The following is a 15934-nucleotide window of genomic DNA, read 5'->3' as shown; positions in this document are numbered from 1 at the left end:
CAATCTGGCCCCCCGGGAGAGAACGACAGCACGCTGCCTTCAAAGTCGGTGGATCAACGCCATGCGTGGATGCACTTCCCAGTAGATCCACGCCATGCGTGGATATCCCATCAGAAGAACGCGCGGATACCGAAAGCGACACCACGGCCCGGCAGCGGCGAGTAATCCTTCAACAGCGAGGTGTGCGGACGCACTTCGCGGTTGGTCAGGTTGCTGCCGTCCAGGAACAACTCGTAGCTGTTGCTGTCGCTGCGGTCCCAGCGGTAGGCCAGGTGCGCATCGACCAGGGTGTAGCCGTTGCTCGGCTCCTCGTTCTGCGCCACGTCCTTCTGCCGGCTGTAACGCACCGCGCCCACCGAGGCACGCCAGCCATCCTTCGCCCAGCGCAGGTCGGCGCCGACACGGGCCGGTGCGATGCGCGGCAGGTAACCGGTGTTGGCCAGTTCCACGCTGTAGTTGTGGTTGTGGTCACCGTGCGGCACGGCGATGTCGAGGGTGCGGCTGCCGTTGCCGTCCAGCTTGGCCTGCACGTAGTCGCCGAACACGCGCAGGTCCCAATCGCCGGCAACGCCTTCGAACAGGTGCACCAGCGCTTCGGCCTCGGCGCCCTTGAACACCGCGTCCTGCTGGGTCCAGGCACGCACCGGCAGGCTCTCGGTCACGCCGGTGTCGGCCAGGTAGATGAAGTCCTTGAACTTGGTCTGATAGATCGCGGCGGAGAAATCGAGGCGTTCGCTGTGGGTGTGGATGCCCAGTTCGATGCGCTGGCCGCGCTCGGTCTTCAGGTTGGCATCACCGATTTCCAGCGAGCGGGTGGCGATGTGTGCGCCAGCGGCGTACAGCTCTTCATTGGTCGGCGCGCGCTCGGAACTGTCCACGCCGATGCGCAGGTCGACGGCATCGTTGAGCTTCCAGATGCCGGCGGCCGACAGGTTGGTCGCATCGAACTTGCGGCGCTGGTAGTCGCCGGTCGGGTCCAGCTTGACCTGGTCGTGGCGACCGCCCAGTTCCAGCTTGAACGGGCCGAACTGCTTTTCCTGCAGCACGAACACGCCGATGTTCTTCGTTCCGGTATCCGGCACGAAGGCTTCTTCGCCCTTGGCGCCGAAATCGCTGTTGCCGACCTGCAGGCCGAAGGCGCCGTCCCAGCCGCCGATCTGCTGCTGCACTGCTTCCAGGCGGCCTTCGATGCCGCGGTTGGTGAAGCGGGTGGACGGCGTGCCGGCTTCCAGCTCCACGTGTTCGTAGTCGGTGTAGGCCACGCGCGCGTTGATGTTCTTCAGGAACGACACCGGGTTGTAGATGCCGGCCTTGGTCTCGAAGCGGTTCTGCACCATGTCGATGCGCACGTCATGCTCTTCACCTTCCTCCTCCTCGCCATGGTCGTGGTCGTGACCATGGTCGTGGCCATCGCCGTCGGCATGCACATGGGCGCCGTTGGGAATGCCGTAGTTGGTCCGGTAGGTGCTGGCAGAGACGCCGAAGTAGCCGCCTTCACCCAGCCAGGTGGCGCCGACACCGCCGGCGCGGGTGCGGATGGAGCTGTTGTCCAGGCGGCCGCGACGCGGCTCTTCGCCTTCCTCGCCTGCGTGGTCGTGGTCATCGTGGTGGTCTTCCAGGCCGTCGATCACCGCGTAGCCGGGAATGCGGAAGTCGTCGCCATTGCGCACCAGGCCATCCACGTGCAGCACGACATTGCCGCTCACGCCGTCAAGGCGGAACATGCCGCTGCGCTCGTCGTTGACCGAGTTGCCGCGCAGTTCGGCGCGGCCGCTGAGCGGACGGTCCGGCAGTTCGCGCGCGATGCGGCCATCGACCACGTTCACCGCGCCGCCGATCGCGCCGCTGCCGAACAGCAGGGTCGCGGGGCCTTTCAGCACTTCGATCTGGTCGGCCAGGAACGGCTCGATGCTGGTGGCGTGGTCGGCGCTGACGGTGGAGGCGTCCATGTTGCCCATGCCGTTGGACAGCACGGCCACGCGCGGGCCTTCCTGGCCGCGGATGATCGGGCGGCCGACACCGGGGCCGAAGAAGGTGCTCTGCACGCCGGGCAGCTTGGCCACGGTGTCGCCGAGGGTGCCGGCCTTCTGCTCGTCCAGGCGCTCACCGGCCAGCACTTCAACCGGGCGTGCCAGCGATTCGGCATCACCCTGCAGCGGCGACGCGGTGACCTGTACCGAGGACAGTTCGGTCAGGTGGCGGTCACGATGCGAATCATCGTCGGAGGCCGCAAAGGCGACGGACGGCAGCAGCGCAGCGAGCGCCAGGGCCAGGGAATGCGGCTTGAAACGAGGGTGGTGGGAGGGCATGGGCGGTCCTTTGTTACAATGTATCAATCGGGTGGCGCACGAATCCCGTCGGCGGGACAGGGGGAGGGAAACCGTGCGGGTCGGGGATCGATGTTATATTATTCCATAACGATTCGCCGCCCTGCTGGAAGTCATGCCTTTGCCCTCACGCCTGCGCCACCTGCTCGATCGCTTCGGCGCCACCGGTTCGATGCTGTGCGCGGTGCATTGCGCGGTGATTCCGCTGCTGCTGGCAGCGGCGCCCTCGCTGGGCCTGTCTTTCTGGCTCAGTGATGGCGTGGAAAAAGCGCTGGTGGTGTTCGTGACCCTGCTGGGCTTGTTCAGCCTGGTCTGGGGCTATCGGCGCCACGGCGCGCTGCGTGCGCTGGCGTTCCTGATTCCCGGCCTGGTCGCTTTGTGGGCCGGTGTGCTGTACGACCCGCTGCACCACAACGCGGTGCCGCACGCAGTGGTGATGACGCTGGGCGGGCTGCTGGTCGGCATCGCGCATCTGGTCAATCTGCGCCTGAATCACGGGCACGTGCACGACGCAAGCTGCGCGCACTAGGCCCGGCGTGCTAGGATTTCCGATCGTGCGCGGGGGCGTCCAGCAAGACGGTCCCGCCAAACCCGTGTCAGAACGGGGTAACCAGATTTCATACTTGAGGAGTTGATGACATGGGTAAGGGTGACCGCAAGACCGCCAAGGGCAAGCGCTACAACGCCAGCTACGGCAACGCCCGTTCGCACACCGCGAGCAAGGTCGCTGTAGGCACCGCCGCCCCGGTTGCCAAGAAGACCGTGGCCAAGGCTCCGGCGAAGAAGGCTGTGGCCAAGAAGGCAGTGGCCAAGGCCGGCTGATCCGCCGACCGACCGGTCCAAAGAAAACGCGGCGCTCGGCGCCGCGTTTTTTTTTGCTCATTTTTGTAGAGCCGAGCCCAGGCTCGGCTGGCGCAATGCAGCCGAGCATGGGCTCGGCTCTACAACGTATTCAACGCAGGGTCTGCTTCAGCGTTTCCGGATTGCCATCGTTCGCCGCTTCCGGCACCTGCAGCAGGTGCGCCAGCAGCGGATAGAGATCGACGTTGTCGAAACCGTCGATCACCAGGCCTTGCCGGAATGAAGGGCCACGGGCCACGAACACCGCGCGCATCGACGGCAACGCGTTGTCGTAGCCATGCGAGCCGCGATCGGCATGCTCGCGCTTGGCGATCTTCTCGCGTGTCAGCGCGTCCCAGCCCTCATCCATCTGGCAGACGATTGCCGGCACGCGCGGATGGGTGCCGTAGTGCCAGCGCGCCGGCAGGTTTTCCTTCTTCCAGCATTCGTAGTGTGCGTGACGGCCGAGCAGGGCGCGCTCGGCCTCTGCCTCATGTCCCGCCACCGGCGCGAAGCCGACCGACTGGCCCGGGCTGACGTTGCGCGCGATGCTGGGATCAACCATCGATTCGAGGGCGATCACCTGGCCCTCCGGCACCGACGCCATGCCATGGTCGGAGACCACGATCACGTTGGTGGTATCGGTCAGGCCGTGCTGTTGCAGGCCATCGAGCACCTGGCCGACGATCCGGTCGGCCTGCACGATCGCATCGGTGTATTGCCTGGATTCCGGCCCAAAGTTGTGGCCGGCCTTGTCCACATGTTCCATGTACAGCGTCGTCAGGCGCGGGGCATCGGCATCGGTCTGCGACAGCCAGTCGAGCACGGTCTGCGCACGCTGTTGCAGGGGCTCCTTGGCGTTGTAGATGCGCCACTGGCTGGGGCGCGTGCCCTGGATCTCGGCTTCGCTGCCTGGCCATGAAGTGGTGGCGGTGCGCACACCGACTTTCTCGGCACCCACCCAGATCGGTTCGCCGCCCCACCATCCGCTGTTGGTCACCGCGGTGCGGTCGTGCAGCGCGAAGCGCCCCAACGCAGCGTCGTCCATGCTGTTGTTGATGATGCCGTGGTGGTCCGGGCGCAGGCCGGTGACCAGCGTGTAGTGATTGGGGAAGGTGAGTGACGGATAGGAAGGCGTCATCCAGCGCGCACGCACGCCACCCTCGATGATCCGCTGCAGGTTCGGGGTGAGGCCGCGATCCAGCGCATCGGCGCGCAGGCCGTCGATGGAGATCAGCAGCAGCTTCGGCGGCGTGGCCGGGGTCGCGTTCGTGCCGCTTGCCGCAGCGACTGTCGAAGGCGAAGGCGTGGTGGTGCAGGCGGCCAGGGGCAGCAGCAGCGCCAGCGTGCAGGTCAGGCGTACGGATGTCATCCGCCCATGATAATCCGCAGCGATGACGTGCCAAAGACACGTGGCGCCCTTGGGCGGCGCGTGTCCACGCATTCTTCCTGTTCCCCGCGCCTGTAGGCAGACAGATTGCGGATGCTTCCATCCACGCATGGCGTGGATCTACCGTCACCGGGAACCTGTCAGGGGAGGGATGGATCGGGTATGCAGGACCGTTGGCGCCATGGATGGCGCCATCGAGCCCCCACGGACGGGTTTACGGCGTGTCCTGCATACCCGATCCATCCCACCAACCCTCAGGCAATCCAGAGCCGGCTGTTGCTTCGGCGGTTGCTGTTGCTCCGGCCTCGGCGGGTGCAGGGCGCAGCCCTGCCTCCAACCCTCATGCAAACAACGGCGCCTGCCGCTGCTCCAGCCGCAGCAATGCCGCCTTGGTTTCCAGGCCGCCACCAAAGCCCGTCAACGTACCGTTGCTGCCGATCACGCGATGGCAGGGCAGCACGATCGGCAGCGGATTGCGGCCATTGGCTGCGCCGACCGCGCGGGTCGCGGTGGGCTGGCCCAGCTGCTGCGCCAGCTGCAGGTAGCTCCAGGTCTGGCCGAAGGGAATCAACGCCAGCGCATGCCAGACGCGCAGCTGGAACGGCGTGCCATGCGGTGCCAGCACCAGGTCGAAATCGCTGCGCTCACCATGCAGATACTGCAGCAACTGTTCGCGCGCCTCCGGCAATGCGCCGGGCGCGTAATGCCAGTGCTCGCGGCCGCGCGCAGGATGGCGGTTTTCCGGGAACAGAACGTGGGCCAGGCCATTGTCATCCCCGGCGATGGTGAGTTCACCGATCGGTGTGTCGAAGCGATCGAACAACAGGTTCATGAGGGTTCTCCAACGAAAGTGCCGGACAGGTGCCACAGATGCAGCACGGCATAGGCGCGCCATGGGCGCCACGATTGCGAACGCGCTTCGGTGGCGCGTTCGCTGAGGCGCTCGCCCTGTGCATGGCCCAGAACCTGCTGCAGCACCAGATCACCGGCGGGGAAGGCATCAGGCTGGCCGAGCCCGCGCAGGGCGATGTACTGCGCCGTCCATGGGCCGATGCCGGGCAGGGCCACGCAGCGGGCGACGAAATCCTCCAGTGCCTGGCCCGGCCCGAAGTCGAGCTGGCCGCTGGCGCAGGCCGCGGCGAGTGCGCGCACGGTGGCAGCGCGGCTGCGTGGCAGGCCGATCGATTCCAGTGGGGCTTCGGCGAGCACATCCGGCGCCGGAAATTGACGGTCGAATTCAGACGGCATGCCGGGCAGGTGCGCGCCGTAGGCGTCGACCAGCCGGCGTGCGAACGTGGTCGCCGCCGCCACGCTGACCTGCTGGCCCAGCACCGCGCGCACGCCCACCTCGAAGCCGTCCCAGCCGCCCGGCACGCGCAGCCCCGGGCGCTCGTCGATGCCGCGTGCCAGCAACGGTTCATCGCCCAGTGCTGCGTGCACCTGCTGCAGGTCGGCATCCAGGTCGAACACGCGACGCACGCGGCGCACGATGTCCGGAATCAGGCGCGGGTCGACCGCGCCCAGCTGCAGGCGCAGCTCGGGCCGCTTCGGATCGGCGGTGACCCGCAGCAGGGTGGGGCGCTCGGCTGTGCCCAGTACGCGCTGGTAACTGTCTTCACCGATCAGCTCGATGCCGGGCAGGCTGCGCTTGCGCAGGAATGCCAGCATCCGCGGGAAATCCAGCGGCGGTCGATAGCCCAGGCGAAGCACCAGACCGCCATCGTCGGCGGCCAGTGGATGGTGCTGGCGGCGCAATACCGTAGGTGCCATGCCGCAGCCCTGCAGGAACGCCGTATTGAAGCGGCGCAGGCTGTTGTAACCGGCGGCCAGTGCCACGTCGGTCACCGGCAGCGTGGTTTCGGTCAGCAGCTGCTTGGCCAGCAGCAGGCGATGGGTCGCGTGGATCTGCCCGGGCGTTGCCCCCAGCCGTTCGACGAACAGGCGTTGCAGCTGGCGTGCGCTGAGGCCGATCTTCCCGGCCAGGTCGGCCACCGGCTGATCCTGCAGGAAGCCCGCATGGATCAGCGCCAACGCACGCTGCACGGCCTGTCCGGCCAGTGCCTGTTGTGCCAAGGGGGCCAGTTCGGGTCGGCAGCGCAGGCAGGGACGATAGCCGGCCGAAGCGGCGGCAGCAGCCGTGGGGTAATAGGTGATGTTGCGCGGCTTCGGCGGCGGCGCCGGGCACACCGGCCGGCAGTAGATGCCGGTGCTGCGCACGGCGGTGAAGAACACGCCGTCGAAGCGCGCATCCCGGGCCAGGCGGGCGCGGTCGCAGGCGGCTGTGTCGAGGGCGAGTGCGGTATCCATGGCGCCAGTCTAGGCGTGTCCGGGGGACAGTACTCGCCATATTCGGACATGGATGCTGGGGGAGGTCGGCCGGGCTGCGCCCGGCACCCGCGGGGGGCAACGGCGACGTCAACAGCAACAGCAACAGCAACGTCAAAAACCTGCATTCCGTGGGATGGCGGGGTGGGTCCGGTTGCGGGGGACGCCGTAAACCCGTCCATGGGGGCTTGGCCGCGGCATCCATGCCGCGGACACCCCCGCAACCGGACCCACCCCGCCTTCGACAGTTGGCCGCGATCTGTTGGAACGGCGTTCTGTGCTGCTGGTAGGTGTCGACCTTGGTCGACGCGTAGATCCACGCCATGCGTGGATGGGAAGGTGGAAGACACTGGAACGGGAAATGACAGGGCCTGAGGGTCAGAGGAGGTTCAGTGGCGCGCGCTGAATGCGGGCCATGGGCAGGTAGACTGTGGTTCTTACCTGTCCGAATTCCGGTTGCCCGATGTCCGCCAAACTCCGCTGGTTGCCCTTGTTGTGCCTGGCCCTGGCGGGCTGCAGTCAGTTGGAGAACCCCGGCAACGTCACTGCCGCCGACAAGGCCACGCGTGCCCCGGCCAGCGATGGCGAGAACATGGTGTCGATCAATGCCGCCGATGCGCCGTCGCCGCCGGCACAGGCACGCAGCAGTGCCGATCGGCCCTGGCCGCAGACCCAGCTGGACAATGGCAAGGCGTGGATCAGCTGCAGCACCGACTACGCCGGCGAAGGCGGCGATGGCCTTGAGCTGGAAGGGCTGCAGCGCGAACAGCTGAAGCAGGCCCTGGCGCCGTGTGCCGAGCGTGGCCTGCTGCGCGTGCGCTACAACGGCAAGATCAACCCCGGGTTTGCCGAGATGATGTGGCGGCTGGCCGTGGTGGCCGACGAGCTGCAGATCCACAAGCGCATCCTCGATCTGGATTCCAGTGGTGGCCAGGTGGAATCGGCCATCGTCGCCGGTGACGGCATCGGTGAATCCGGCTGGACCATCTGGGTGCGCGAAGGTTCGATCTGCCACAGCGCCTGCGTGTTCGTGCTGGCTGCCGGTGACAACCGCCTGTTGACCGGCAAGGTTGGCATCCATCGCATGATGCGCATCAGCTCCAAGGCCACCTCGCGCGCGGAACTCAACCGCGAGCTGCACGAGGTCTATGACAACGTGAAGGATTATCTGCAGCGCAATGGCGTGGCGGTGGGCGTGGCCGACCTGATGATGACCGTGCCCAACCGCAGCCTGCGCCTGCTGACGGCCGAAGAGCTTCGCCAGTACGGCCTGGACGGCACCAACGCGGTGCAGGACGACCTTGAGCGGATCAAGCAGATGCGTGCCTGTGGCGACGACTTCGTGCAGCGCAAGGATGCCTTCCTGGTGGCCTTCGACCAACAGTGCAAGCGCGATGGCGCCGACATGGAATCGATCAACAGCTGTGGCCAGTCGCTGAAACAGCGCTTCGGCTTCCCCGATCCGGTGTGCCCGGAGGAAAGCCCGCTGTCGGAGATCGACGTGGCCACGCTGCCGCCGGCGCCACCGGAGCAGCCGCCTGTGGCCGAGCAGCTGCCGGCGACGTCCGCTGCACCGGCGGCGCAGGCCGACGCTGGCGCGGTGGAAGGCAGCGTCCAGGCGCGCTGACGGGCCACTCACCGCGCTGGCGTAGACTGCGGTTCTTTCCATCGAACCGGCGGTGTCCATGAAGCGCGTGCTCCTGCTGCTGTCCCTGTTGCCCGCGGTTGCACTGGCGCAAGCGCCTGCACCGACCACACCCGCACCGGCCCCGGCGCGCCCCGCGGCGAGCGCCCCGACCGCCGCGAAACCGGCGACGGCTGCCACGCCGGTGCTGAGTGCTGCCCAGCAGGCGCAGGTGCAGAAGCAGGACGCGGAAATGGGCAGCGCTGCATTGAAGGCCGCGCAACTGGTCGACGCCAATCGGGCGGGTGAGTTGTGGGACGGCGCCTCGGCTGTCGCCCGTCGCGCGGTGCCCAAGGCCGCCTTCGTCAGCCAGCTTGCGGCGGACCGCACGCGTCTGGGCGCGATGGCCGGCCGTGGCCAGCCGACCATCACCCGGGTCAAGTACGCTGCGGGCGCTGCCGTGCCTGAAGGCCTGTACATCAACGTCAGCTTCCCGACCCGTTTCGCCAACAGCGCGCAGCCGGTGCGCGAGCTGGTGTCGTTCCGCTTCGATGAAGACCAGACCTGGCGCCTGGCCGGTTACAGCCTGCGCGCATCCAGCCCCTGACGGAGATCGACGATGGCCACCGAACTGACGATGCTGGCGTGGGCGATGCTGCTGGGTTTCGTCTACATCTTCGCCGCCTCCACCGTGGTCACCCGCGAGCGCGGGATGAAATGGAACGCCTCTGCACGCGACGACTCGTCCAAGCCGCTGAGCCCGCTGGCAGGCAGGCTGCAGCGGGCGCAAGCCAACTTCTTCGAGACCTTCCCGTTCTTCGCTGCCGCTGCGATCGCGGTGGTGGTGGCCGGGCGTGGCAGCGATACCACTGCCTTGGTCGCGCAGGTCTACTTCTGGGCGCGTGTGGTGTACCTGCCGCTGTACGCGGCCGGCATTCCCTATGTGCGCAGCCTAGTCTGGCTGGTATCGATCGTGGCAATCCTGGCACTGGTCTGCGCGCTGCTGTGAAGTGCAGCTGATCCAGATCAAGGCCGGTCAGGCACGCGGCGCTATGCTGGCCGCGACTGGATCAACGGCAGGAGGCGCGCATGCGCAGGATGGACGTGGTGGTGGTCGGCGCCGGACCGGCCGGGTTGTGCTTTGCGCGCGCCCTGGCTGGTACTGGCTTGCAGGTGGGACTGGTCGAAGCGCAGCCGCGCCAGGCCTTGGCCGATGCCGCCTTCGATGGCCGTGAAATCGCCCTGACCCATGCGTCGCGGCAGAGCCTGGAACAGCTTGGCCTGTGGCAACGCCTGCCCGAGACCGAGATTGCCGAGCTGCGCGACGCGCGGGTGATGAACGGCGGGTCGCCATTCGCGCTGACCTTCGCCAGCAGCCAGATCGATGGCCAGCCGCTGGGCTGGCTGGTGCCCAACCATCTGATCCGCCGCGCGGCCTGGCAGGCGGTGCAGGGCCAGGACGGGCTGGAGCTGTTCGATGGCCGCAAAGTGCAGGCGGTGCGCGCCGACAGCCAGGGCCACGTGGTGCGCCTGGATGATGGCAGCGAACTGCACGCGCGCCTGCTGGTGTGCGCCGACAGCCGCTTCTCCGGCACCCGCCGCATGCTCGGCATCGGTGCGCAGATGCATGACTTCGGCAAATCGATGCTGGTCTGCAGGATGCAGGTCGAGCGCGATCATCACCACACGGCGTGGGAGTGGTTCGGCTATGGCCGCACGATGGCACTGCTGCCGCTCAACGAAGGCCAGGCATCGGCGGTGATCACCCTGCCACCGCGGCAGATCGAAGAACTGCTGGCGATGGATGAGATCGCGTTCGGGGACGCCATCAGCGGCTTCTTCGAGCACCGCCTGGGACGCATGCAGCCGGTGGCGACGCCGCAGGCATATCCCCTGGTCGGGGTGTATGCGCAGCGCTTCGTCGGCGAACGTTCGGCATTGATCGGTGATGCCGCGGTGGGCATGCACCCGGTCACCGCGCATGGATTCAACCTGGGCCTGGCCAGTGCGCAGCGGTTGGCGCAGGGCATCGCCGAGCAGCAGCGGCGCGGCGCGGATATCGCCGCCGCCGGCATGCTCGGCAGCTACCAGCGCGGACATCGGCTGGCGGCGCGGCCGCTGTATGAGGCGACCAATGCGATTGCCAGCCTGTATACCGATGACCGCCGGCCGGCACGCCTGTTGCGCGCGGCGGGGTTGCGGGTAGCGCAGGGGGTGGCGCCGTTCCGGCAGCTGATTGCCGCCCACCTGACCCAGCGCGTGGCCTGACGGCCGCGCGGTGACTCAAACGGCGGCCAGGACCCGGATCTGGCTGTCGTTGAACTCGACCACCTGGCCCGCGCGGATCTTGCAGGCCTTGCGCAGCTCGACCTCGCCATCGACCAGCACCAGGCCTTCGCTGATGACCATCTTGGCTTCGCCGCCGCTGGTGACCAGGTCGGCCAGCTTGAGCAACTGCTTGAGTTCGACGTAGTCGCCGTCGAGGTCGAATTCGAGGATCTGCATGGAACGGGGTTTCCTGGGGCAGGCGCTGCAGGACAGGGCCCGCAGCGGTAAAATGGGCGCCTATTGTGCGCCACGGCGGGCCGTAACGGCATGCCGGTGGTTTCCTGTACACCTTGTTCAGGAACAGTGCGGTATCATTCCGCTCTGAGCGAGTAAAACCTCAGCTCCAACCGAGCAGCGCCAGGGCACGCGATAAGAAGGGCGCCCAAAGCGCGGAATCCCCCTTTTTTTTCGCCTGCCATGCTCGTGGCAGTGCCTTCGGAGTTCCCCATGTCCCAAGAAACCCAAGCGCAGCTGCAGTTCGCGCAGCTCGGCCTGTCCGATTCTGTCATGCAGGCTGTCACTGCCATCGGCTACGAAACGCCGTCGCCGATCCAGGCCGCCACCATCCCGGCGATGCTGGAAGGCCGCGACGTGCTGGGCCAGGCCCAGACCGGTACCGGCAAGACCGCAGCCTTCGCGCTGCCGGTGCTGTCCAACATCGACCTGCAGCAGATCAAGCCGCAGGCCCTGGTGCTGGCCCCGACCCGCGAGCTGGCCATCCAGGTTGCCGAGGCGTTCCAGTCCTATTCCTCGAAGATCCCCGGCTTCCGCGTGCTGCCGGTGTACGGCGGCCAGCCTTACGGCCAGCAGCTGACGGCCCTGCGCCGCGGCGTGCACATCGTGGTCGGTACCCCCGGCCGCGTCATCGACCATCTGAACCGCAGCACGCTGGACCTGTCCGAGCTGAAGACGCTGGTGCTGGACGAAGCCGATGAAATGCTGCGCATGGGCTTCATCGACGACGTCGAAGCGGTGCTGAAGAAGCTGCCGGAGAAGCGCCAGGTGGCGCTGTTCTCGGCCACCATGCCGCCGGCCATCCGTCGTATCGCGCAGACCTACCTGAAGGACCCGGTCGAAGTCACCATCGCGACCAAGACCACCACTTCGGCCAACATCCGCCAGCGCTACTGGTGGGTGAGCGGCATGCACAAGCTGGACGCGCTGACCCGCATCCTGGAAGTCGAGCCGTTCGACGCGATGATCGTCTTCGCGCGCACCAAGGCCGGCACCGAGGAACTGGCCAGCAAGCTGCAGGCCCGTGGCCTGGCCGCTGCCGCCATCAACGGTGACATGCAGCAGGCCCAGCGTGAACGCACCATCGCCATGCTGAAGGAAGGCAAGCTGGACATCCTGGTCGCCACCGACGTGGCCGCCCGTGGCCTGGACGTGGAACGCATCAGCCACGTGCTGAACTACGACATCCCGTACGACACCGAAAGCTACGTGCACCGTATCGGCCGTACCGGCCGTGCCGGCCGCAGCGGTGAAGCGATCCTGTTCGCTACCCCGCGCGAGAAGGGCATGCTGCGCCAGATCGAGCGTGCGACCCGTCAGCCGATCGAAGAAATGCAGCTGCCGAGCGTGGAAGCGGTCAACGACAACCGCATCAACAAGTTCACCTCGCGCATCACCGAAACGCTGGGCCAGGGCGGCCTGGACTTCTACCGCCAGCTGCTGGAGCGTTTCGAATCCGAGCAGAACGTGCCGGCCATCGAAGTGGCCGCCGCACTGGCGAAGATGATGCAGGGTGATACCCCGTTCCTGCTGCAGCCGCCGGTGCGCGCCCCGCGCGAAGAACGTGCCCCGCGTGAGCGTTTCGAGCGCACTGAGCGCCCGGAACGTGGCGACCGCAACGAGCGCGGCCCGCGCTTCGAGCGTGGTCCGCGTCGTGACGATGCCGAGGGTGGCTTCGAGCAGCGTCCGCGCCGTGACGTGCCGCCGCGCGGCGCACCGGAGCAGGGCATGGAGACCTACCGCATCTCGGTCGGCCACCAGCACGGCGTGAAGCCGGCCAACATCGTCGGTGCCATCGCCAACGAAGCCGGCCTGGAAAGCCGCTTCATCGGTCGTATCGACATCCACGATGACTTCTCGCTGCTGGATCTGCCGGCACAGATGCCGTCGGACGTGCTGACCCACCTGCAGAAGGTGTGGGTGTCCGGCCAGCAGCTGCAGATGCGCCCGTTGGCGGCCGGTGAAGAGGTCAATCCGGCGCCGCGTCCGTTCAAGCCGCGCTTCGACAAGCGTGGTCCGGGCGGCGGTCCGGGTGGCCCGGGTGCTCCGCGTCGCAGTGGTCCGGGTGGTCCCGGCGGCGACCGCGACAGCCGTCCGCCGCGTCGTGATGGCTTCAACAAGCCGCGCGGTCCGCGCAGCTTCTAAGCCGCACTGAAGTAGATCAACAACGCCAGCCTCCGGGCTGGCGTTGTCGTTTGCAGGACGTCCAGGTCGGCCCGGCCACCGCTGCCGATCACCGGCCGGGCCCGGTTTCGCATGGCCCACACATCCCCGGTTCTAGGCTGGCCCGGTTCCGTAGGAGATTGTCACCGCAGCACATTCGGGGGATCCAGGATGGGTAGAAGTGGCATGGACCAACAGCGCCGACGGGTACCGATGACCCGCGGGCTGGGGCTGCGATTTGCGCTGTTGACGGGCATGGCGATCGGACTGGTTGCGCTGTCGGCCGTGATCCAGGAGCTGCAGGCGGCATCGACCGCGTGGATCGCAGGGCAGGGCTACTGGTCGCGGGGGCAGCAGGACGCCACCGCAGCGCTCAGCCGTTACCTGGCTCGTGGGCACCTGCAGGATCTGCAGGATGCCCAACGGGCATTGCAGGTTCCGCTGGGTGATCTGCAGGCTCGCAAGGCGCTGGAGCAATCCGAACCGGACGAGGCGACAGCCCGGGCCGGTTTTTTGCGTGGGGGCAACGCCCGCGCCGACATTCCACGGCTGATCTTCTCGTTCCGCCATGCGCGCAATGTTGGTGCCTTCCGCGAGGCCACGTGGTTGTGGCGGCAGACCGACGCGGACCTGCTGGCCCTGCAGGCGTTGTCGGAGGAACTGCAACGCCGCCATGGCTCGGGACCGCTGGACGAGGCGACCGTGGATGACTATCTGCACCGGCTGCGTGGCATCGACCACCAGCTGCGCGCGCAGGCGCAGGCGTTCTCGCAGGCGCTGCTGCGCATGGCCCGCGCGGTGCGCATCGCAACCCTGGCCGTCGGCGGCCTGTCGGTCCTGCTGATCAGCCTGATGGCGGTGGCCCTGGCCCGCCGGGTCGGCAAGGACCTGACCGAGCACGAGAGCCGCTTCCGGGCGGCCTTCTACCAGGCCAACGTCGGCATGCTCAAGCTGGATGCCAGCGGCCGGGTGGTGGAGGCCAACCAGGCGATGGCCGACATCCTCGACCATCGCCGCGACGTGCTGCTGCAGATGTCGCTGGCTGATCTGCTGATGGAGGGCGAGCTGGTCATCGATGGGGGTGGCCGCATCGACTGGGATCGCCAGCTGCGACCGGGCGAACTGCGCTTCCGGCGTCGTGATGGCAGCCTGGTATGGGGACGCTGGAGTGGTACCGGCGTGCGCACCGCCAGCGGTGGCCTGTCGGTGTTCGCCATCGTTGAGGATGTCAGCCAGAACCATGCCCTGGCACGCGAGATCGAGCACCATGCCAGTCACGATCCACTGACCGGCCTGATCAATCGCCGCGAGATCGAGCGCCTGCTGGAGAAGTCGCTGCTGCAGGTCCGCTCCGACGGTGGAACCCACGCACTGGGCTACATCAACCTGGATCACTTCAAGCTGGTCAACGACAGCTTCGGCCACGCGGCCGGCGACCAGATGCTGCGCAGCTTCGCCGAGTACCTGGTCGGCGCGGTGCGTGATGGCGACTGGGTGGGCCGCCTGGGCGCGGATGAGTTCGCGGTGTTCCTCGCCCGCGCCAACCAGGATGAAGCCAAGCGCGTATTGCAGCGGTTGATCCGCAACCTCGGCCAGGCCACGTTCCCGATCAGCGAAGGCAGTCCGCAGCTGAGCTGCAGCGTGGGCGTGGTCGAAGTGACGGCCGAGGCACCGGACGCGAACTGGTTGATGAGCGCCGCCGACAGTGCCTGCTATGCAGCCAAGCAGGCCGGCCGCAACCGCGTGCATTGCTTCAACGAAAACCGGCTGGCCCTGGAAGAACGACGGCTGGAAGCCGAACGCCTGCAGCGGGTCAGCCGTGCCATGGCCGAGAACCGCATGCTGTTGTATGCGCAGCGCATCGCCAAGGTAGGTGATCCGTCCTACCTGCACTACGAAGTGCTGGTGCGCATGCGTGACAGCGACGGCGTGCTGCACCTGCCGGGCCAGTTCATGCCGGCGGTGGAGCGCTACGGCATGGCGGTGGTGCTGGACCGGCACGTGCTCGGCCTGCTGTTCCGCCACCTGCAGGTGTGTCCGGCGCACGTACGCCAGCTCGGCCTGTGCAACGTCAATGTGTCGGCCCAGTCGATCGCCGAGCCGGGATTCCTGGCGTTCGTCTGCGACCTGCTGGAGCGCAACCGCGCACTGGCGTCCAAGCTCTGCTTCGAGATCACCGAAACCGCGGCGATCGGCAACCTGAGCCAGGCACGAGCCTTCATCGACGCGGTCAAGGCGCGCGGATGCCGGGTGGCGCTGGATGATTTCGGCTCGGGCCTGTCCTCGTTCGGCTATCTGCGGCAGCTGCCGGCGGACATGCTGAAGATCGATGGTGCCTTCGTGCGTGACATGGATACCGATCCGGTCAGCCGTGCCAGCGTGCGTGCGATCAGCGAGCTGGGCCGCGAACTGCAGATGGAGGTGGTGGCCGAGTGGGTGGAGACCATTGAAGTGGCCGAGGCGCTGGCCGGGATGGGGGTGCAGGGCCTGCAGGGCTATGCCATCGAACGGCCCCAGCCACTGGAACGGCTGACCCTGGCTGACCTGCGGCCAATGCGATTGGCCGGCACGCAGGGGCCATCGGCTGCCGGCTGAAGGTGCTGCGGCCGGGCTGCGCCCGGCACCCGCGGTAGTGCCGGCCGCTGGCCGGCAACCTCAACAGCAACAGCAACAGCGGGGTTCTGGGGGATGGCGGGGTGGGTC

13 protein-coding genes are annotated in these 15934 nt (G+C 67.3%); 8 read left to right on the top strand and 5 right to left on the bottom strand.

Going from position 1 to position 15934, the window contains the following annotated elements:
* Positions 1 to 110: 110 nt before the first annotated feature.
* Positions 111 to 2309: a TonB-dependent receptor gene (locus AC27VL_RS13885; protein WP_488766968.1), complete on the bottom strand. Its 2199-nt coding sequence runs from the start codon at positions 2307 to 2309 to the stop codon at positions 111 to 113.
* Between the two features lie 133 nt (positions 2310 to 2442).
* Here AC27VL_RS13885 and AC27VL_RS13880 point away from each other — a divergent pair, with 133 nt between their 5' ends.
* Both AC27VL_RS13880 and AC27VL_RS13875 read left to right on the top strand, forming a co-directional pair.
* Complete coding sequence (locus AC27VL_RS13880; RefSeq protein ID WP_025879338.1) at positions 2443 to 2856, top strand: MerC domain-containing protein; 414 nt, start codon at positions 2443 to 2445, stop codon at positions 2854 to 2856.
* A gap of 110 nt (positions 2857 to 2966) precedes the next feature.
* Positions 2967 to 3149: a 30S ribosomal protein THX gene (locus tag AC27VL_RS13875; RefSeq protein ID WP_100551984.1), complete on the top strand. Its 183-nt coding sequence runs from the start codon at positions 2967 to 2969 to the stop codon at positions 3147 to 3149.
* A 130-nt stretch (positions 3150 to 3279) separates the two neighbouring features.
* On the opposite strand, the gene AC27VL_RS13870 is transcribed toward AC27VL_RS13875, so the two are convergent.
* The 3 genes from AC27VL_RS13870 to AC27VL_RS13860 form a co-directional block, all read right to left on the bottom strand.
* On the bottom strand, positions 3280 to 4539 hold the full coding sequence (locus AC27VL_RS13870) for an alkaline phosphatase family protein (protein ID WP_488766966.1): 1260 nt from the start codon (positions 4537 to 4539) through the stop codon (positions 3280 to 3282).
* A 358-nt stretch (positions 4540 to 4897) separates the two neighbouring features.
* Positions 4898 to 5389 (bottom strand): methylated-DNA--[protein]-cysteine S-methyltransferase, encoded by a 492-nt coding sequence (locus tag AC27VL_RS13865; protein ID WP_100551986.1) that lies wholly within the window; start codon positions 5387 to 5389, stop codon positions 4898 to 4900.
* On the bottom strand, positions 5386 to 6864 hold the full coding sequence (locus AC27VL_RS13860; RefSeq protein WP_482995246.1) for an AlkA N-terminal domain-containing protein: 1479 nt from the start codon (positions 6862 to 6864) through the stop codon (positions 5386 to 5388). The genes AC27VL_RS13865 and AC27VL_RS13860 overlap by 4 nt, the downstream gene beginning before the upstream one ends.
* A 481-nt stretch (positions 6865 to 7345) precedes the next feature.
* On the opposite strand from AC27VL_RS13860, the gene AC27VL_RS13855 reads away from it, so the two are divergent.
* The 4 genes from AC27VL_RS13855 to ubiM all read left to right on the top strand — a co-directional run bounded on the left by AC27VL_RS13855 (position 7346) and on the right by ubiM (position 10774).
* Complete coding sequence (locus tag AC27VL_RS13855; RefSeq protein ID WP_488766964.1) at positions 7346 to 8509, top strand: COG3904 family protein; 1164 nt, start codon at positions 7346 to 7348, stop codon at positions 8507 to 8509.
* A 58-nt stretch (positions 8510 to 8567) separates the two neighbouring features.
* Positions 8568 to 9113 carry a DUF4019 domain-containing protein gene (locus AC27VL_RS13850; RefSeq protein WP_375067542.1) on the top strand — a complete coding sequence of 182 codons (546 nt, stop codon included), beginning with the start codon at positions 8568 to 8570 and terminating at the stop codon, positions 9111 to 9113.
* 12 nt (positions 9114 to 9125) lie between these two features.
* Positions 9126 to 9515, top strand: a complete 390-nt coding sequence (locus AC27VL_RS13845) for an MAPEG family protein (protein ID WP_100551990.1) — start codon at positions 9126 to 9128, stop codon at positions 9513 to 9515.
* A gap of 80 nt (positions 9516 to 9595) precedes the next feature.
* Positions 9596 to 10774: a 5-demethoxyubiquinol-8 5-hydroxylase UbiM gene (gene ubiM / locus AC27VL_RS13840; protein WP_488766961.1), complete on the top strand. Its 1179-nt coding sequence runs from the start codon at positions 9596 to 9598 to the stop codon at positions 10772 to 10774.
* Positions 10775 to 10789: 15 nt separating this feature from the next.
* Here the strand turns inward: ubiM and AC27VL_RS13835 are convergent, their stop codons facing one another.
* Complete coding sequence (locus tag AC27VL_RS13835) at positions 10790 to 11011, bottom strand: RNA-binding S4 domain-containing protein (protein ID WP_089239773.1); 222 nt, start codon at positions 11009 to 11011, stop codon at positions 10790 to 10792.
* Between the two features lie 270 nt (positions 11012 to 11281).
* On the opposite strand from AC27VL_RS13835, the gene AC27VL_RS13830 reads away from it, so the two are divergent.
* Together AC27VL_RS13830 and AC27VL_RS13825 are read left to right on the top strand one after the other, a co-directional pair.
* Positions 11282 to 13213 (top strand): DEAD/DEAH box helicase, encoded by a 1932-nt coding sequence (locus AC27VL_RS13830; RefSeq protein ID WP_191077525.1) that lies wholly within the window; start codon positions 11282 to 11284, stop codon positions 13211 to 13213.
* A 189-nt stretch (positions 13214 to 13402) separates the two neighbouring features.
* Positions 13403 to 15826: a putative bifunctional diguanylate cyclase/phosphodiesterase gene (locus AC27VL_RS13825; RefSeq protein ID WP_191077526.1), complete on the top strand. Its 2424-nt coding sequence runs from the start codon at positions 13403 to 13405 to the stop codon at positions 15824 to 15826.
* The last annotated feature ends 108 nt before the right edge of the window (positions 15827 to 15934 follow it).

It is taken from the genome of Stenotrophomonas sp. 14P6.2.3 (assembly GCF_057799055.1).
The sequence above is the reverse complement of the archived record's forward strand: the minus strand, read 5'-3'. Positions and strand labels throughout refer to the sequence as shown.